This is a genomic window from Nostoc sp. FACHB-133 (genome assembly GCF_014698055.1).
Taxonomy (GTDB): Bacteria; Cyanobacteriota; Cyanobacteriia; order Cyanobacteriales; family Nostocaceae; genus Nostoc.
Genome location: NZ_JACJSH010000029.1, coordinates 74,073 through 93,430 on the forward strand (window position 1 = coordinate 74,073; position 19,358 = coordinate 93,430).

13 protein-coding genes and 1 rRNA gene are annotated in these 19,358 nt (G+C 41.6%); 5 read left to right on the forward strand and 9 right to left on the reverse strand.

Going from position 1 to position 19,358, the window contains the following annotated elements:
• The first annotated feature begins 4 nt into the window (after positions 1 to 4).
• The gene (locus H6G86_RS22470) at positions 5 to 4,681 is read left to right on the forward strand and encodes a GAF domain-containing protein (protein ID WP_190936166.1); all 4,677 of its coding nucleotides are present in this window, start codon (positions 5 to 7) and stop codon (positions 4,679 to 4,681) included.
• A 200-nt stretch (positions 4,682 to 4,881) separates the two neighbouring features.
• Here H6G86_RS22470 and H6G86_RS22475 read toward each other — a convergent pair whose 3' ends face one another.
• Entirely contained in the window at positions 4,882 to 5,298 is a 417-nt protein-coding gene (locus H6G86_RS22475) for an ATP-binding protein (RefSeq protein ID WP_190936167.1), read from the reverse strand.
• Between the two features lie 388 nt (positions 5,299 to 5,686).
• Here H6G86_RS22475 and H6G86_RS22480 point away from each other — a divergent pair, with 388 nt between their 5' ends.
• Positions 5,687 to 6,877, forward strand: coding sequence for a SpoIIE family protein phosphatase (locus tag H6G86_RS22480; protein ID WP_190936168.1), 1,191 nt, complete (start codon positions 5,687 to 5,689; stop codon positions 6,875 to 6,877).
• A gap of 43 nt (positions 6,878 to 6,920) precedes the next feature.
• Here the strand turns inward: H6G86_RS22480 and H6G86_RS22485 are convergent, their stop codons facing one another.
• The gene (locus tag H6G86_RS22485) at positions 6,921 to 7,247 is read right to left on the reverse strand and encodes an STAS domain-containing protein (RefSeq protein WP_190936169.1); all 327 of its coding nucleotides are present in this window, start codon (positions 7,245 to 7,247) and stop codon (positions 6,921 to 6,923) included.
• A 505-nt stretch (positions 7,248 to 7,752) separates the two neighbouring features.
• Between H6G86_RS22485 and H6G86_RS22490 the strand changes: the two genes are divergently transcribed.
• A complete protein-coding gene (locus tag H6G86_RS22490) occupies positions 7,753 to 8,091 on the forward strand; it encodes a hypothetical protein (RefSeq protein ID WP_163929548.1) in 339 nt (112 codons plus the stop codon).
• A 98-nt stretch (positions 8,092 to 8,189) separates the two neighbouring features.
• Here the strand turns inward: H6G86_RS22490 and H6G86_RS22495 are convergent, their stop codons facing one another.
• The 5 genes from H6G86_RS22495 to H6G86_RS22520 form a co-directional block, all read right to left on the reverse strand.
• Positions 8,190 to 8,552, reverse strand: coding sequence for an ArsR/SmtB family transcription factor (locus H6G86_RS22495; RefSeq protein ID WP_163929547.1), 363 nt, complete (start codon positions 8,550 to 8,552; stop codon positions 8,190 to 8,192).
• Between the two features lie 324 nt (positions 8,553 to 8,876).
• A complete protein-coding gene (locus H6G86_RS22500) occupies positions 8,877 to 9,953 on the reverse strand; it encodes a hybrid sensor histidine kinase/response regulator (protein WP_190936170.1) in 1,077 nt (358 codons plus the stop codon).
• A gap of 12 nt (positions 9,954 to 9,965) precedes the next feature.
• Complete coding sequence (locus H6G86_RS22505) at positions 9,966 to 12,380, reverse strand: response regulator (protein WP_190936171.1); 2,415 nt, start codon at positions 12,378 to 12,380, stop codon at positions 9,966 to 9,968.
• A 799-nt stretch (positions 12,381 to 13,179) separates the two neighbouring features.
• Positions 13,180 to 13,893 (reverse strand): heterocyst differentiation pentapeptide repeat protein HetL, encoded by a 714-nt coding sequence (gene hetL, locus H6G86_RS22515; RefSeq protein ID WP_190936172.1) that lies wholly within the window; start codon positions 13,891 to 13,893, stop codon positions 13,180 to 13,182.
• A 128-nt stretch (positions 13,894 to 14,021) separates the two neighbouring features.
• On the reverse strand, positions 14,022 to 16,244 hold the full coding sequence (locus H6G86_RS22520) for an FdhF/YdeP family oxidoreductase (protein ID WP_190936173.1): 2,223 nt from the start codon (positions 16,242 to 16,244) through the stop codon (positions 14,022 to 14,024).
• Between the two features lie 136 nt (positions 16,245 to 16,380).
• Between H6G86_RS22520 and H6G86_RS22525 the strand changes: the two genes are divergently transcribed.
• A complete protein-coding gene (locus H6G86_RS22525; protein WP_190936174.1) occupies positions 16,381 to 16,686 on the forward strand; it encodes a hypothetical protein in 306 nt (101 codons plus the stop codon).
• Positions 16,687 to 16,863: 177 nt separating this feature from the next.
• On the opposite strand, the gene acsF is transcribed toward H6G86_RS22525, so the two are convergent.
• On the reverse strand, positions 16,864 to 17,919 hold the full coding sequence (gene acsF / locus H6G86_RS22530; protein ID WP_190936175.1) for a magnesium-protoporphyrin IX monomethyl ester (oxidative) cyclase: 1,056 nt from the start codon (positions 17,917 to 17,919) through the stop codon (positions 16,864 to 16,866).
• 218 nt (positions 17,920 to 18,137) lie between these two features.
• Between acsF and hemF the strand changes: the two genes are divergently transcribed.
• A complete protein-coding gene (gene hemF, locus H6G86_RS22535) occupies positions 18,138 to 19,163 on the forward strand; it encodes an oxygen-dependent coproporphyrinogen oxidase (RefSeq protein WP_190936176.1) in 1,026 nt (341 codons plus the stop codon).
• Positions 19,164 to 19,256: 93 nt separating this feature from the next.
• Here the strand turns inward: hemF and rrf are convergent.
• Positions 19,257 to 19,358 (reverse strand): 5S ribosomal RNA (rrf, locus tag H6G86_RS22540); the annotation flags it as partial.

The following is a 19,358-nucleotide window of genomic DNA, read 5'->3' on the forward strand; positions in this document are numbered from 1 at the left end:
AAGAATGAAAGCACCATTACCCGATAACGAAATACAGCGAATCGAATCTCTCTTGGAGTATAAGATCCTCGATACTCGTTCGGAAGCTGCCTTTGACGATCTTACCCGTTTAGCCTCATATATTTGTGGCACTCCTATTGCCTTAATCAGTTTAATTGATAGCGATCGCCAGTGGTTCAAATCGAAAGTTGGAATGGAAGCCCTAGAAACACCGCGAGATTTGGCATTCTGCGCCCATGCTATTATGCAACCGGAAGTTTTTGTTGTGCCTGATGCAACACTTGACGAAAGGTTTGCGACAAACCCGCTAGTCACTTCTGACCCAAATATTCGATTTTATGCTGGTGTACCGCTAACTAACCCTGAAGGATATGCACTAGGAACACTTTGTGTAATTGACCGTGTACCAAGAAAGCTCTCTCCAGAACAAGTTGAAGCATTGCGAATTATCGGTCGCCAGGTAATCAAGCAATTAGAAATACGGCGTAACTTAGCAAGTTTGGTATTGGTCACTCATACACGCAAACAGGCACACAAGGGACGCAAACAATTTTTTAAAACAGTAGCCGGAGGGTTTGGGTTAGCATCGGCAATTTTAGTTTTGATTGGCATGATTTCTTATCAAAATACACGCATATTGATTGATGCTAGTAATCAGGTACAAAAAACCCAAGATAAAATCAATAAGCTAGAAGAATTACTGTCCGAGATGAAGGATGCTGAGACTGGACAACGCGGTTATATCCTGACTGGACAAGAAAGTTATCTGGAACCTTATCAAGCAGTAGTTGCAAACATCGATCAAAAAATTGTAGAACTGAAGGATTTAATCGCAGATCAACCTAGCCAACAAAAGCAGTTTGCCGCCCTTGAATCTCTGATAGCTGCAAAATTTGCCATACTCAAGCAGACTATATACCTGCGTCAAAATCAGGGATTCGAGGCAGCGTTGCAGGTAATCCAGACAAATCAGGGAAAATATATTATGGATGATATCCGCAAGGTCATCCATGAGATCGAGAATGAGGATAAAAGGTTGCTTCAACAGCAGTCACAAGCTGCAAAAGCCAGTGCAAACAACACAGTTTTGACACTTGCGATCGCTATTTGCCTAAGTTTTATCACTCTGTGCATAGTCTACTACTTCATTTATCGTGAGGTAAAAGAACGTAAATTAACAGAGGAAACGCTAAACCAAGAACGCAACTTTATTTCAGCAGTTCTTGATACAGCTAGCGCTTTAGTAATAGTTCTGGATACACAAGGGCAAATCGTTCGCTTCAATCAAGCTTGTGAACAAACAACTGGTTACTCATTTGATGAGGTGAGAGGAAGGCATTTCTGGAACCTGTTTCTCATTCCTGAACAGGTAGAATCGGTTAAAGCAGTTTTTGAACAGTTGCGAAATGGTGAAGCGCCCAAAGAATATGAAAATTATTGGGTAGCAAAGGATGGCAGTCTGCGGCTGATTTCATGGGCTAATGCTATTTTGCAAGATGATGAGGGTTGCGTTGAATACATTGTTGCTACAGGTATTGACATTAGCGATGCCTACGACGAGCTTCGTTTACGCAAACGAGCAGAACAGCACCTCAAAGCCCAGTACTCTACAACGCGCGTCTTAGCAGAGTCAACTACAATCAGTGAAGCTATGCCCCAAATCCTGCAAGGAATCTGCGAGAGTTTGGAATGGGATCTAAGTGAAATTTGGATGGTAAATCAGCGAGTGAATCTACTATCTTTACTGAATTCATGGTATAAAATATCTTCAGGAATGCAAGAATTTGAAATCCTTAGTCAGCAGATCAGCTTTGCACCAGGAATTGGTCTGCCTGGTCGTGTCTGGGTGAGTGCTGAACCTGTTTGGATTGTTGATGTAGTTAAAGATAAGGATTTCATTCGCTCTCAAATCGCTGCCCAAGCGGAACTACACGGAGCTTTTGGTTTTCCAATTCATAGTGGTAAAAACATCCTTGGTGTCATTAGCTGCTTTAGCCATGAAATCCAGCAACCTGACCCAGATTTGGCAAAAGTCATGAATTCTATTGGTGAGCAAGTAGGGCAGTTTATTGAGCGCAAGCAGGCAGAAGAAGAACTCCAACGCCAAAATTTGCGATCGCAACTATTTACTGAAATCACCCTTAAGATTCGTCAGTCTTTGAAAATCCAAGAAATTCTCCAAGTCAGTGTTACGGAGGTACAAAAAATTCTCCACAGCGATCGAGTTTTGATTTATCAACCTTTGACAGATGGCTCTGGAAGCACTGTGGTTGAGGCAGTAGTTTCTGGCTGGTTGACAATTAAAGAGAACAAGCTCACTGATTCTTATTTTCAAGCGGAATATACACAACAGTACTATCTACAGCAATATCGTCAAAAACGGAATCTAGAGCTTGCTGACTTAGATATAGTGGAAATTCAAAAAAGGCATATAGAATTACTGCAACAATTTGGGGTCAAATCCAATTTAGTCATACCCATTCTTGTCAAAGAAGAACTCTGCGGTTTGCTGATTGTCCATCAGTGTGGCAGTTCCCGCCAGTGGTCTAGCTTTGAAACTCATCTTTTACGACAAATAGCCGATCAAGTAGGTATTGCCTTAGCCCAAGCCCAAATGTTATATGCAGAAACTCAACAGCGAAGAGAACTTGAAGTTGCTCGTCATCAAGCTGAATTAGCTTCTAAAACCAAAAGTGCCTTTTTAGCAAACATGAGTCATGAAATTCGGACTCCAATGAATGCTGTGCTGGGGATGACAGGTTTAATGTTAGAAACTCCCCTAAACTCGGAGCAACAGGATTTTATCGAAACTATTCGTATTAGTGGAGATGCTCTTTTAAGCCTCATCAACGAAATTTTGGATTTGTCCAAACTTGAGGCTGGGGAAATGGCACTAGAAACTCTAGATTTTGACTTATCTACCTGTCTAGAAGAGGTGTTGGAATTATTAGCTCCCTCAGCCCATAATAAAGGATTAGAAATTGCAGCCTTAATCTATCCCAACGTTCCCACCCAACTCCAAGGCGATGCTGGCCGCTTGCGGCAAATTCTGATGAACCTGATCAGCAATGCGATCAAGTTCACCAGCAATGGAGAGGTAGTAGTCCGAGCAGAATTGCGAACGCTTTCCTCTACTACAGCCACCATTTATTTTGCCATCACAGATACCGGTCTTGGCATTACCTCTGAAGACCAATGCAAACTCTTTACCCCATTCACCCAAGTAGATGCTTCGACCACCCGCAAGTATGGCGGCACAGGTTTGGGATTAGCCATCTGCAAGCAACTGGTAAGCTTGATGGGAGGAGAAATTGGCGTAGAAAGTCGGTTGGGCAAAGGATCTAAATTTTGGTTTGAAGTAACTCTTGCCCAGCAACTTCACCCTGTTTCCTCAGAAAGCGAACGCGAACTTCTGACTAATCGGCGCTTGTTAGTGGTGGATGACAATGCTACTAATCGCAAAATTATCCACTATCAAGCTACGCGTTGGGGAATGTTAGTAGATCAGGCTGCTTCGGCTACTATTGCCCTCAAAGCTATTGAGGAGGCTGCAAAGCAAAAAAATCTCTATGACCTTGCTGTGATTGATATGCAGATGCCAGAAATAGATGGCATGACCTTAGGAGAGCAAATTAAAGCAAATTCAGCCATCGCTGGGCTACCTTTGATTATGCTTACCTCTACTAATCAACGCTATGAAATCCAACGAGCGCTAAAAATAGGATTTGCGGCTTATTTGGTCAAACCTGTTAAGCCATCCCGACTCCTCGATACCATCATGATTATCTTAGGAACGCAGATAAACGAGGAGACAGAAGTCAGAAGTCAAGAGTTAAAACTAAAAGATTACGAAAATAACAGCAACGAGCATTCTCCTAGCTCCCGTCTTCTGGCTCGTGACTTCCACAAATTAAGAATTCTCTTAGCTGAAGATAATCTGGTGAATCAGAAAGTTGCTTTGAAGCAACTCCAAAGCCTAGGTTATAGCGCAGATGTTGCTGGTAATGGGAAAGAAGTTTTGCAGCTATTAGAAAAAATCCCCTACGATTTAATTTTGATGGATTGCCAAATGCCTGTTCTCGATGGTTTAGAAACTACAAAAGAAATTCATCGTTGGCAAGAAAGCAGCTTTGTCAATAATCGTCGCCCTGTAGTAATTGCGATGACAGCTAATGCGATGAAAGAAGATCAACAGATGTGTATAGATGCAGGAATGGACGATTATCTAAGTAAGCCAGTAATCAAAGAGAAATTAGCGGCGGCACTACAGCGTTGGGGAAGTGTGATATTCCAGGCAAAAGAAATATATGTTTTAGAGCAGAAAGTTTCTACAACAGATATAGGTTCAGTTGACCTCCTAATTGATTGGGAACGCTTGCATCAACTCTCGGAAAACAACCCAGAATTTGAATTAGAACTACTGCAAATATTTGTTGAAGATATGCAACCTCGTTTAGAGATCATTAAAATAGCGATCGCAGATAGTGACTATGAGCAACTAGCGCTCCAAACCCATCAAATTAAAGGTGCTAGTGCCAATATTGGAGCTACAACTATGCATTTAGCAGCACAAAAGTTAGAAAAATTAGCTCACAATCAAGAACGTCGAGGTACTACTCACTTAATCTCAGAGTTAGAAGAGTTTGTTAAATGTATCCAAGAGTTTTTAATCACAAGATAGTTCTGGTATAAAAATATCACGTTAATTTCAAGCTTTAATTCTTTAACAGCGACCGAATCAAATCGATAACTATCTGCATTGATTGAGGGATTGTTGGAAAAGTTGGTAAAACATTGAGTTTCTCTGTAGAAAGCCCTTTAGGATGTTTTTGCTTATGGCTAATAATTAAGCTAACAGCTAGTAAAGCTTAGATCAGAGGATTAATAATATTTACTAATAAATAAACAGTAACGATTGTCTGCTGTTGGCTCATAACTCAATTTGTCGGCAATGGCAGACATAATTTTTAAACCCCGCCCCCGGTCTTGCTCATTCTCATCAAATTCAGATATTTGCCGCAATTTCTGCTCTAAGTCAAATGGCTCACCTTGAGACCAAATACGAATTTCTATATATTTATTTACCCGTATAGCTTCTATTTCAATAGGAGTTTCAATAGGTAAGTTTTTGTGTGCATGTTCAACAATGTTAGTAAAGCCTTCTATCAACAGTGTTTGACATTGCCACCAAATTTCTTTGTCAGGAATAGGTGGGTAATTCATCTGATCGAACCAAAATAATACTTGAGGCGATGCTGTAAGGTCTGTATTGACTTTTAGATAAATTTTATTTTTCACTTCTTAACCAATAAAATATTTTGAGACGATCCTATTCGTATTTAATTTATTTAATTTGAGTATTTTCACTATACATTTAAAACTAAATTGCATATAAGTTGAATTAGAGCAATTACTTCCTTTTAACCGAAACATAATTCAGGAATCAGAATTCAGATGAATTCTGACCGAAAGAGCCAATAGCACAGCGTCAAGCCTGCGGGATGCTGCGCGAACAATGAGTCGAGGGTATGTAGCAAGATGCCCGCAAGGTATCCCCAAATAAATTGATTCTGACCGGAGGCGAAGCGGAACCGGAGACGCTCCTGTTAGCGTAATTCCAGGTCGAAGCAAGCTACGCGTAGTCCATTATGACTTCTTCTTCAATCTACTTAGTAAACTTTAATTTATGTTTAAAATTTTGGTTATTGATGATGACCCTATAGTGCGAACAGTACTGAAAAAAACACTCCAAAATCAAGGTTATGATACCAGTGTCGCCAAAAATGGCGAGGAAGGAATTAGACAAGCACAATTACTACGTCCTGCTCTGATTATCTGTGACTGGATGATGTCTGAGGTAGATGGGCTAGAAGTATGTCGTCGAATTAGAACAGATCCAGAGTTAGCAACCACTTTTTTTATTCTATTAACGGCTAGGGGAGCAGCTCGAGGAGAGGAGGAAGATCGAGTTAGAGGACTTGACGCTGGAGCAGATGAGTTTATCTCTAAACCAATAGAGATGAATGAATTGAAAGCGCGGGTAAGAGCAGGACTAAGATTACACCAGTTAAATCAGGATTTACAAAGTCAAAAAGAAGTTTTGGAGATACTAAATCAAGATTTACAAACCCAGAAGCAAATTTTGGATGCAGAATTAGCTGAGGCTGCTGATTATGTGCGATCGCTCTTACCCTCACCGCTCCTAGGAGCGGTAACTACAGAAAATCTGTTTATTCCCTCAGCACAGTTAGGGGGTGATTGCTTTGACCATTATTGGATCGACGAGGATAATTTGGCAATTTATTTGTTGGATGTATCAGGTCATGGGGTGGGTTCAGCCCTCCTATCTGTATCCGTGCTGAATATTTTGCGATCGCAATCTTTACCAAACACCAACTTTTGTCAACCAAGTGAAGTCCTAAAAGCGCTCAATCACGCCTTTCAAATGACAAAGCACGGTGATAAATACTTCACAATTTGGTATGGAGTTTATCACCGCCTGAAACGTCAACTTATTTACGCCAACGCCGGACATCCACCAGCTTTACTCTTATCGAATACCTCTACAACAAGTATCCAAGTTAAACAGCTAAGTTCTTTGGATCTCCCAATTGGCTTTTTACCTGATGTCCAATTTGAAGATGCTATTTTTCAGATCGAAGAGAACAGTATTTTATACATTTTTAGTGATGGTGTTTATGAAATTAATCAGTCAGATGGTAAATTTTGGGGTATTGATGCTTTCATTGACTTACTAACTAAACATAGTCTAAAAGATCCCTGTGTTCTAAATCAACTATTAGCGAACATTATTACCTTAAATTATCAAGATAATCTTGATGATGATTTCTCTTTGGTAAAAGTTAACTTTGGTTAGTATAGTCAAGTGTGCAGATTCAAATTTAGGATAGTCTAGGAGCTTACTGTGTTGCCAATACTTGGCGATTGAATTCATCTTGGTCAGCAAAGGTTTGAAAAATTCTATCCATTTTAGTCAATTCAAATAACATTCTGACTTGATCGCTGATTGAACAAACAAAAAGTTTAGTATTAGCATTTCGCGCCATTTGCATTGCCGAGACTAAAGCACCTAAACCAGAGCTATCGATAAACTTTACTTCTTTCATATCAAGTAACAATATATCGGCTCCAGTTAGCAGAATATCGTTAACTTCACGACGCAGTTCATTACCTCTAATACCATCTAAAATTCCAGATAATTCTAGTAATTTTACGTTCATACTCATTGTTTTATCCTATTGTTTGACTGGGAAAAATGTATTTACATTTTGGCATTTACCTAAGCTAAACTGCAATAGATATAGCAATAGTTTTGTATCTTAAAGGAATCCACTTTAATTTGTGTTCGCGCAGCCATACTTACTGGCGTAGTGCAGCTTGATAATTCTTATTTGCTATTTCAGTAAAGAATCTAGCCTCTACAGACTAGCGAAAAATTTCAAAAACTTTAAAATAACCGTCTTTTTTATAACCTAAAAACGAGACATAAGCAGTAGTAATTTCACTGCATTGCCACCCGACACGAAAAAATGCTGCAAATTATACAGCTATGAGTACGTTCTTCCTTGACGTTGGCACAGCTATCGCATTGTTTCTTTCTAGATGGTCTGAAAATTCAGTGTCTGATTAAATCAAGATCAAGTTAGCGGCTCTGCGCTAAAGTAAAAATATTGGGATCAAAATCTCTGCCAGTAAGTTCAAACACCACTAATCTTTACCACTGCGGCGATAATGTCTCAAGAGCATAACGAATCACTCCAACTTCAAGAGATCACCAAACTCAAACCGAAACACTTTGCTGATTTAGTCAGATCAGCACAATTGATTTTCGACCCTACAGCCGGAGTTTCGGGAAGACATATAACAGTTGACTGGGAACAATTCGGAATTCCCCACGATGTGGCAGACAATCTCAAGTCACTTGGTCAGGAGTACCAATATGCATCTCCTCACATCCCTGTTGAAGTCATTTGGAGTAAATTAACTCCCGAAACTCGTATTTGGTTTGTTGAAAACAAAGATAAGTTGTGGCAAATTGAAGAAGCTTTCCCAGCCCTTGACGAAGATTAAAGGGAATATGAATCATTTGTAGGGGCATAATTGTTGTGCCCCTAACTACCAGCAGCTAGGAGGGCATTTTTTTACCCAATTAAGGCTTCAGGTATTTTTTAAAAAACTGCTGTTTTGCTTCGAAGGACTTTCAAGCTTTCAGCCTGCTGTTGTACGCGTTCACTAATGCGATCGCACGCTAACTCACAAAGCTCAAAAATCATTGGTTCGGCAATCTCGTAATAGGCACTTGTGCCTTTGGGCTGACGAGATAGAATCCCTGCTTGAGTTAACACTTTCAGATGCTTAGATAGATTTGCCTGACCTAAGTTAGTAACCTCGGCAATTTCCATCACATTCATTGGCCCTGATTTTAGACTGGCTAAAATCTGTAGCCGACTTGCCTCTGATAAAACCTTGAAGTAGTCAGCAACTGCCACAAGAACAGCTGGATCGGACTTGTGTGGCTTAGTTTTTGGCATAGGGGGATTTAATAGTCGGTAAAATATTTTTTTAATAACTAATTAGTTATTAAATTTCATAATAGCGTAGTTGAGTTATCGCTATAGCAACCCACTTTGATTTTTGAACAAGATTCAGTTCAGTATGGATCTATCCCCTCTTTCCTATTCCCTGTTCCCTGCCCACGCAAGTAAATATAGGTACGTCACGCTGCGTGAACAGAAATCAAACCGGATTCCCATAGTACTAAAATAATACATTAATCTCACAAAATACTTGATTAATAGTTAAAAGGAGTACCTATTGAAAATCTGACTAGATGCAGCAATTTTGGAGTTAATAATTTATTTTTGAGTAAATACAGTAAAAACACTACCATTTGGATGATTATCTTCGATAGTAATTGTACCGGAATGTGCCTCGACTGCCATTTTGCAGAAAGCCAATCCTAAACCAATTTGCGAAACATCTGGTATCCGACTTGCAACTTCATATTTATCGAATATGATTTTTCTTATGTCTTCAGGGATTCCAGGGCCTGCATCCGCGACTTGCACTTTCGCACCACCTGCTGCCAAATACTCTCCCCGTAGGGTAACTTGAGAGTGAGATGGGGAGAACTTAATAGCATTAGAGAGCAAATTATCTAGAACTCGACGAAAGATTGTTGCATCTACTTTCACAATGCCACCAGGTTCAGGTAATTCACCTATCAAAAGCAGGTTCTTTTGGGTAGCGATCGCTTCAAAATCTGCTAATGCTGACATACAGAGTAAATAAAGGTCTACTTCTGTGTAGTTGAGAAGCATTTTTCCAGATTCTAGCTTTGCCATGATCAGCAAACTATTAATCAATGATTGTAGCTGTTGTCCTGCAAATAAAATTTGATCAACCTTACCTCGTTGTAGTTCGGGTGACAAATTGCAAAATCGGAGAATTTCAGCCGCGAGGACAATACTGGTAAGAGAATTTCGGAGATCGTGGACAATCATGTTTGCCATATCTTCTCGCAGTTGCAGCAAAACTTGCAGGCTGTCGTACTGCTGCTTAATCCGCAACATGGAATTAACCCTGGCTCGTAATTCCACGCCGTTGATGGGTTTACTAATGAAGTCATCTGCGCCTGTTGCTAGACATCGAGCTAAATCTTCTTTAGCAGTTAATGCTGTCACCATAATGATTGGCACTATCTGCCATTGTGGATCAGCTTTGATGCGTTGGCATACTTCCATTCCATCTAGGCCAGGCATCATCACATCCAGCAAAATCAGATCGGGCTGAAGACTGTTGAGACGATTCAGAGCTTGTTGACCACTAGAAGCATAGTGTAGCTCGTAGTTTTCATTATCCAACAAGGTTTCAACAACATCGAAGTTATCGGGTTCATCATCGATCACTAAAATAGAAGGTTGAGTATTCATTAAAAATTTCTGCTACCTTGCTAAAACTTGTTGAATGGTGAGTGCAAGCTGCTTGAGTTTGACGGGTTTGGTAAGATATTCGTTGGCTCCAGCGGCTAAACAAGTTTCGCGATCGCCAGGCATAGCTAACGCCGTTAGTGCAATAATCGGAATATCTACAAATTGCTGATCGTCACGGATGCGGCGCATTGCTTCTAACCCATCCATTTCGGGCATTTGAATGTCCATCACAATTAAGTCGGGGCGTTGAACTTTAACTAGGTCAATAGCTTGTTGTCCATTGTTTGCCAAAATGAGATGATACCCTCGACTTTCAAGATAACCGGACATGGTATCAATATTTGTTTGATTATCTTCTGCTAGCAAAATCAAAGGTGGTTTTTTTGCGGCTTTTGGCAATACAGTTAAATTTGGCGACTCAGAACCAGTAAAATGTTGCAGTTTCTCTATAGTTACCTGAAGTTGAGCGCGGGTAATTGGTTTGACTAGATATTCAAACGCTCCCTGAGCCAATCCTTTGCTACGCTCATCCACGACTGAAATAATAATCGCTGGAATATTTTTGGTTTTTGGGTTGGTCTTGAGTTGATTTAGTACCTCCCAACCCGATAGATTCGGTAGTTGCAGATCCAGGATAATTAAACCAGGCTGAACGCGCAGCACTTCTTCTACGGCTCCTTCACCTTTGGAATAGGTGATGGTTTCCATTCCCATTTCGCTGAAGTAGCGAGTAATTTGGTCAGCTGCCACAACAGAATCTTCGATAATCAAAACTTGAGCATTCTCAGCAAGTAAGCAATAACTAGGCAATAAATTAGTTGCTTGTATTGTTCGTAAATTAGTACGGTAGGGAATACGGATGGTGAAGCAACTTCCCTGGCCAACTTCACTGCTAACTGAGACTGTTCCTCCATGTAAGGTAATAATCTGCTGTACTAGCGCCAAACCCAGACCAGTGCCACTGTACTGGCGGTTGAGGCTGCTATCAAGCTGGATGAAGGGCTGAAACAGCTTGCCAATTTCTTCAGGAGCAATACCGATGCCGGTGTCATTAATATAGAAGCAAAGATTTGGGGAAGATGAGGCAAATGAGGGCGACAAGGGAAAATTTACTCCCCCTGTTCCTTTGCTCCCATCCTCTCCTGTTTCTTCTAGCCTGACTTCTAGGGTTACAGATCCCCCTTCTGGCGTGAACTTGACAGCGTTGTTCAACAGGTTGATCAGTACTTGACGCAGGCGGCGATCGTCTACTTGAATGCTGTCAATATTCTCAGCAATATGAATATTAAGACGAATATTTTTTTTCAAAGCCATCTGTTTGACAAAGACAAGGCTGGCATCACAGAGGCTTCTGACAGAAACATCACTCCATTGCAGTTCTAATTTGCCAGATTCGATTTTAGACAGGTCTAGAATGTCGTTAATTAGCTCTAGTAAATGTCTACCACTACGCTCAATTGTGGCGATCGCTTTTACTTGTCTTTCATTGATGGAGCCAAACACACCTTCTTGTAAACCTTCTGACATCCCCAAAATTGCATTAAGAGGTGTTCGCAGTTCATGGCTCATGTTTGCGAGAAATTCGTCTTTAAGGTGAGTGACACGGGCAAGTTCTACGTTGGTGTTAGCAAGTTGCTCATTCGTCTGCCGCAGTTGTGCCTCGGCTTGTTTGCGTTCGCTGATATCAGTTACCCGGACTAGATTCATGGTACGTCCGGCTACAGTAATGGGTTTAGCTGCTATGTTTCCCCAAAAAATCTGACCTTTGAGAGTAACATATTCAATCTCTCGACTCCAGACACCTTTTAACTGCATATCTGCCACGATCGCGTCTGTTTCGCTGGCGGTGAATGGATGGCGCTGGAGTTTCTGCCCATTAATCTCGAGCAATTCAGTTTTGTTAGCCGCCTCAAACAGTTCTACTGCCCGCCGATTACAATCCAGGGTGAGCAGCGTTTGTGGATCAACCAAAAAGATGGCATCAGCAGATTCGTTAAAAATTGCTTCTCGCAAATCTATGTTGTGAATGAGTTTCTGTTCAACGGCATGATGAATTGCGCCTTGAAGAACTTCAGCTGTGAGTTTATCTTTAAGCAAATAATCTTGGACACCACTTTTCATAGCACGGACAGCGATGATTGCATCCCCTTGTCCTGCTGCCAGCAGAATCACAGCAGCTTGGGTATTGCTATGGCATTCCCGAAATTGCTGAATAAATTTCAGCCCATCCCCATCAGGCAGCTCAAAATCCAGCAAAATTATATCTGGCATCTCCTGTTGACACCATTTCCTGGACTGCGCTGCTGTCTCAAACTCCCAAATACGATAGGTATACAGCCTGTCCTGCTTCAAAAAACGACAATATGCTTCCCGATCTCTAGGGCAATCATCAATTAGCAGAATTGTGATGGGAGAGCAATGACTCATAAGTTAAAAATACAAACGCGATCGCGTTTCAACAAAATTATACCTTGATTGTCATCATGTTAATAGCCTGATATCAATTGAGTTATACCTGGATAGGGTCAAAATTTTTAACTAAACTTTTACATCGCTCCACCCAAGTGTTTGACCTCTCAATTACCCATCTAGCGGCAACAGGCATAAATCCAGATTTCCCATTAGCTTCTTTTTCGGCTTTCGATGGCTTGGCTGAAAGTTCAAATTGGATGAAAGCTCATGATTTGAAGATAAATCTGCTCTAACGCTTGGGTAAGTTTCTCAGGATGATAGCCGTGATCTATGAGGATTGTAATCTTCGGTAGCTCAATTGGTTTGGATTTAAAATAATCAATGTTAATTGAGAGCATCTCAATTAACCCAAGGTCATCAGAGATGCTGGCTTTGGTGCAATGCGTAAAGAAGGGGAAGCCCAGTATATCAACTGCTAGATGTCTTTTGATGCCATTTGTTGCCTTGTAAAAATAAAACCCTTTGGACTCAACGCTGGCATTACAAGTGTTTTTTACTGCAAGGGAAGTCAATCATGATTAGGGTCGTCCACAGTGGTTTTTTTTACTTGTTCGCGCACCCTACCGTGCAAAAAAGATTAAGCACACTTACTTAATAAGTATTCATTTATTAAGTTGATATTTAATATTACTGAGTAGTGAATTTGTCAGCTTATCCAAGTAATGTTTACAAAAACAAGGTTGTAATAAGATTTCTCAAATAAATATTTGTAGAATTGATGTAAAAAACTCAACTTTATCATCTCTCAAATAACTCAATTATGAACCTTGCCATCAGGCATGATTGCTCCCTGAAGATCGGCATTTAGAAGAATTGCCCCTGTTAAGTCAGCACCTTGCAGATTGGCTTGTCGCAAGATAGTACTATCTAGATTTGCATAGCTCAAGTCAGCGCATTGTAGATTAGCCCCACTTAAATCCGCCGCTAAGTTCCCCCACAGTATTGTTTTAGAGAGATTAGCGCGACATAATTTTGCTTTATTTAAGTTGGCGTGATGCAAGGAAACAGCTCTGAGATCAGCATAACTCAAATCTGCCCCAGTCAAAACTGCATATCCTAAATCTGTACGCTGGTCAGAACTGGGGCGTAAGTCTGCTTGAAATAACAGAGAACCAGATAAGTTTGCACCATGCAAATTAGCACCACATAAACTAGCTTTGATTAAATTTGTTTCTTGTAAGCGTGTGTTGACTAGTTTTCCACCCGTTAAATCAGCTTCTCGGAGAACAGCACGATATAAGTCTGCTTCACTCAAATCTATACCCCAAAGGATAGATTCACTCAAGTCTGCTTCCCGTAAGCAAGCTTGGCTAAGATTAGTTTTACCAAGTCGCGTTTGACGTAAATCAGCATAGCTAAAATCTGCGCCTATGAGTTTGGCATTTGTTAATTCTGCTTCTTGCAGATTCAGTCTTTGGAAGCTCCTTTCTCCAGCAGCATAAGATTTGAGAAGTTCATTTATATCCATCTTAGAAATTTTAAGTTCAGGAGAGGGTTTTTCATGCGATCGCTGTGTAATTCTTCATACGGGGTTTAGGGATATAAGTTAATGGATTTACTGGTGGAAATGTTAAAGCTGAAAAAATTAGACTTGATTCAGATTTTTTCCAACCGTACGATCGCATTATAATCAGGAACCCCTTCTAGCGATCGCTTACTTTTATCTAGTAGCACATTCCCTTCTGGCCAATGGACTTGCAAGTTTCCTGACTGAATTGGTGCAATATAAACTTGACAGAACAACTCCCCTAACTCATTCTTAAGAATTACCTTATCCCCATCTTTTAAATCCAACAGTGCCGCATCAGCAGCATTTATTAGCACTGCCTCTCTCACCGCCCCAGTAATTGCATCCTTACGTTCCTGTACCATACTATTAAATTGCTTGCCTCGGCGCGTTGCTACTAAGAAATAACCTTCTGGTAATTCCCTTTGGCGTGGCAATAATACGCCAAAGTGCGCCTTCCCATCGGGCGTAGGGAAGTTCCAACCAAAGCACAAATGTGACCCGCCATACTGAAATTGATCGCTAGCCTGCTGTAAGTGTTGAATCCCAGCATATTGGGGGACAACTTGAGCAATTTCTTGACGGATAGCAGCTGTGTCAGCAAAAGCCAACTTATCTGCCAAATCTGGTTGCACGCGCCTTGCTAATTCTAGAAAAACTTCCCATTCTGGACGCGCTTCTCCAATGCGTGGCCCTGGAATTTCTGGACTGAAAATTACCCGGCGTTCAGTATTAGTTTCTGTTACTCCCCCTGGTATTTCGTAGCGAGTCGTCGCAGGTAAAAGCACCACAGTATCAGCAGGTTCCACCAACATTTGGCTAGAGAGAACAATATCCGTATGTACCCGCAACGGTATTTTCTTCAGTGCCGCTTCCACATAATCCGGTTCTGGCAGCACTTCTAAAAAATTCCCTCCCACGGAAAACAAAACATCTAATTCCCCGTGATATGCGGCATTAATCATTTCTGGAGCAATTAAACCTTTACTTGCTGGCACTTTAAAGCCCCAATGCTGACTCAATTGAGCAGCATTTTCCGGGGTAATGGGTTTACCACCGGGAAACACTGTGGCGTAACATCCCATTTCTGCCCCACCCTGTACCCCAGAGTGGCCGCGAATTGGCATTAAACCACAGCCTTCCCGACCGACAAAACCTTTGGTAAGAGCTAAGTTGATAATACTTCGCACATTATCTTCGCCGCATTCATGCTGGGTAATACCCATACTCCAAACAAATACGGCTTTGTTGGCTTCTTTGACCATTTTGGCAAAGGCGTACATTTGCTCCCGGGATGTACCAGAAAGCCGCTCTAATTCTTCCCAAGATTGGCTTTCTAAAGATGTTTTGAGTTCGGCAAAGCCAACTGTGTGTAAATCTATAAATGACTGGTCTACCCAGTTATTAGCAATTATGTGTTTAATTGTGCCATTCAAAAATGCTATATCCCCGCCCATATTAATTAAGAAGAAGTCTTCGGCAAACTTTGTACCGAAAACGGCACTTTCCACAATTGAGGGCACCCAGTAGCGCTCCATTCCTGGTTCGCGGTAAGTGTTAACTACTACAATTTTCGTGCCAGCTTTTTTGGCGTAATGGAGATACTTAACGGTGACAGGCTGATTATTGGCAACGTTGGAACCAATGAAGACTAATAAATCAGTACCAATCCAGTCTTTATAAGAACAGGTGGTGGCCCCTGCACCCAGAGCAGCTTTCAGTCCTGCTGTACTGGGAGAATGGCAGATGCGGGCAGCGTTATCAATATTATTGCTTCCCATTGCCCGCACAGCTTTTTGGGTGGCATAATAAGTTTCGTTGACAGTTCCGCGACTGGTAATATAAAAACTAAGGCGGTCTGGTGTAGTGGCGCGGATGCGATCGCAAATTACCCCTAAAGCTTCATCCCAGCTAATACGGTGAAAGCCTTTTTCCCCTCGTTGACGCATCATCGGGAAAGGAAGTCTTCCCAAGTCGCGTAATTGGTCACTTTTGTGTTTTTGTAACTGCGAGACATCCTCCAATAGCACAGGGTCAAAAGCCGGCATAGTATTCATCCGCAACAGCCGCAACCGGACATTGCAGAGATGAATGCCATCTAAAGTCCAATCCTTCATCCCGGTTGTTCCGAGAGCGCAACCATCGCAAACACCTTTATCAAGAATATTCCACGCATAAGGTAGTTTGTCACGAGACAGCCAGATTGCTCGAAAAACCTCCCAGTAGTTGTTAGGGTACTGTTCGCCGATACCAAAGGGTTTCCAACTTGCCCAGTGCTGGGGTGTCCAATATTTCTTGGGTTTAGGCAACATAGCCAAAATATAGTGTATTTCTTTAAGGCTACCGTTTTGAGTAGCAAATGAGTAGCAAAGTGACTAAAAGTCTGCTCTTTGTACTTCATGCAAAAGAACACTGCTGTATGTTCATTGGTTTGAGTTTTTGCATTTGATGCTATTAATACCCAAAAAAACTTGCCAGTTAATTGTAGAAAGTGAGAATAATTATATCGGTGCTTTAAAAGGCAATCAATCGGGTTTGTTTAAAGATGTAAAAAATAATTTTATACCAGAATTTACTTGTCATCAGATAAGTAAAGGGCATGGTAGAGTCGAAAAACGTCAAGTGAGTATTTGTCAAACACTGGATGGTATTCGGACTGGGTTGTGTCAATCAAGTCAGAGGCAGAATAGAAATATATTGGTGAATTTGGAGGGTGATGCCCAATACGGTTCGGTTAACGTTCTAATCTTTTGAAGATCCCCCCAACCCCCTTAAAAAGGGAGGCTTTTAACCCTCTTTTACCCCCTTTTTAAGGGGATCGCCGCAGGCGGGGGGATTTTAACCGAACCGTATTGCGGCGATGCCTACATCAGTAAACTACGCATTTTGTAGAATCATGGAATACATAGTTTACATCAATAAGTGCCAAATCTAACGCACGGTTTCCCGCAAAGCCTCAGCATCAACGGGCTTAATCAGGTAAACCAACAGTAGATTCCAAACAATTGCTGCAATTAAAGGTAGTTTGCGAATCAGCTTCACAACTTTGGGCACAGAACTGCTCTCAATCTCTGCAATTTTCATGTTGTAGCCCGCACAGCGTTGCAGCCGAGGGAAAAACTGGGGATGTTCGGTATTCAACATTACAGGAAAAGCTCGGCCCGCAGTTTCATTGGTGTTACGAACAACTTCGCGGTCAAATTCCGTCGCATCAAGTCCCAATGACGTGTAAAAACCAGCCCGTTCATGAACTGTCAAAGTGTGAGTAGCAAATACCGATAACAAGAAAAAGCGACTCCACAACCTAGCTTTCCAGTTGTTCCACAGTTGCGGTTGAGAACGTAAAAGCGCCTTGAATATATCCCCATGACGGTTTTCGTCCTGACACCAACTCTCAAAATATTGGAAGATGGGGTAAAATTGGTTTTCTGGGTGCTTTTCTAGATGTCTGTAGATAATGATGTAACGCCAGTACCCGATTTTTTCTGATAAGTAAACGGTGTAAAGTACCCACTCTATTGGGAAAAACGTATAGGTGCGGGTTTTAGTAACATTGCCTAAATCCAGGGAGAGTTTAAAATCGCCCATTGCTTTATTGAGAAATCCGGCATGGCGAGCTTCATCACGCGCCATCAGTTGAAATATCTCCGCTAGCAGTGGACTGCGATTTTTCAGCTTGCGGGATAGTTCTTTGAATAGTAAGAAGCCGGAAAACTCAGAAATGCAAGAGCGTTCCAAATACTCAATAAATGCCTGTCTTGCTTCACCTTCAATGTGTTCCCAAGATTGGTTAAACACCTCATCCCGAACAAAATGATGACGGTTGTAGTCTGTCCGCATTTCTGCCAGCATTGCCTTTAACTGCGTCTCCTGGGCAGACAAATCCAGGTTGGCGGCAGTTTCAAAATCTGTAGTGTAAAACCGGGGGGTGAGTACAGTTTCTTTGCTGGGGGTTTTAATTTCTGGCTTGGGTAGGGTATTAACCATGTGTAATGCGGTAAGCAAGTAAATAGTCCTATAGTTATCAAGTTATAATAAATATGGTTCTTTTGCTAAACCTCTTTACAATCCTTCAGTAAAAGAGGAAATGCCCTACAGACTAACCCGTGTATAAGTCCTAAATTTATTAAGTTTTGAAACTCCTCTAATTTTAACAACTAAATAACTATATAGATATTTACAGGGTAAATTTCAGAGATTTTAACATGAGTCGTCATCCCGATAATTCTCTGCAAGAATCTACAAATAACACAGTATTGCTGGCATCACCTACCAACACGATACCCAAAGATTCACGGGAGCGAGTGCAGCAATTAATGCAGAACTTACAGGATGAGATTTGCAAAGGCTTAGAGCAACTTGACGGGGAAGCACGCTTTCATCAAGACTACTGGGAGCGAGGAGAAGGACGTACCCGCGTGATTCGAGAAGGGCGGGTGTTTGAACAGGGTGGCGTGAACTTTTCCGCAGTTTGGGGAAATGGACTACCGCCTGCAATTTTGGCTCAACGACCAGAAGCGGCTGGACGTAAGTTTTTTGCCACGGGAACTTCTATGGTGTACATCCCCGCAATCCCTATGTACCAACAGTACACCTTAACTACCAACTACCGCTACTTTGAGGCTGGCCCAATTTGGTGGTTTGGTGGAGGTGCTGATTTAACTCTGTCCTATGCCTTTGTTGAGGATGCAGTTCACTTTCACTCCTCGTTAAAACGTGCTTATGATGACCACCATCCAGAGTATTATCCAGTTTTCAAACTCTGGTGTGATGAATACTTCTACTTGAAGCATCGCCAAGAACAACGGGGCATTGGCGGTATCTTCTTTGACTATCAAGATGCAAGTAGAAAGCTTTATGTTGGCGATCAAACAGATAGTCCGGCAGCACTGTACAGTCAGCAAGTAGGAATGGTATCTCGTAACTGGGAAGATATCTTTGCTTTTGTGCAGTCTTGCGGTCAAGCATTTTTACCCGCCTATTTGCCCATTGTAGAACGACGGCAGGAAATAGAGTATAGCGGTCGCCAGCGCCAGTTTCAACTATACCGTCGAGGTTGTTATGCAGAGTTTAATCTGGTGTACGACAAGGGAACAGTTTTCGGTCTGCAAACTCAGGGACGAGCGGAATCTATTTTCATGTCTCTAGCACGCTGGGAATATTGCTACGAGCCAGAACCAGGTACGCCTGAAGCACGACTCACGGAAATCTTTCTCCAGCCTCACGATTAGACGAATGAGGCCCTAATAAGTTCGTGAAAAAAGAAAAGCCTTCTCAATTAATCTTGAGAAGGCTTTTCTTATGTTGTTGTGGTTGAATATAAATCCTGGCACCGAGCTATTTTTGCGTAGGGCGACCCCTAAACTATCGTTGCCGCAACAGCGTTTCACCTCTGAGTTCGGGAAGGGATCAGTGTGGTTCCACCG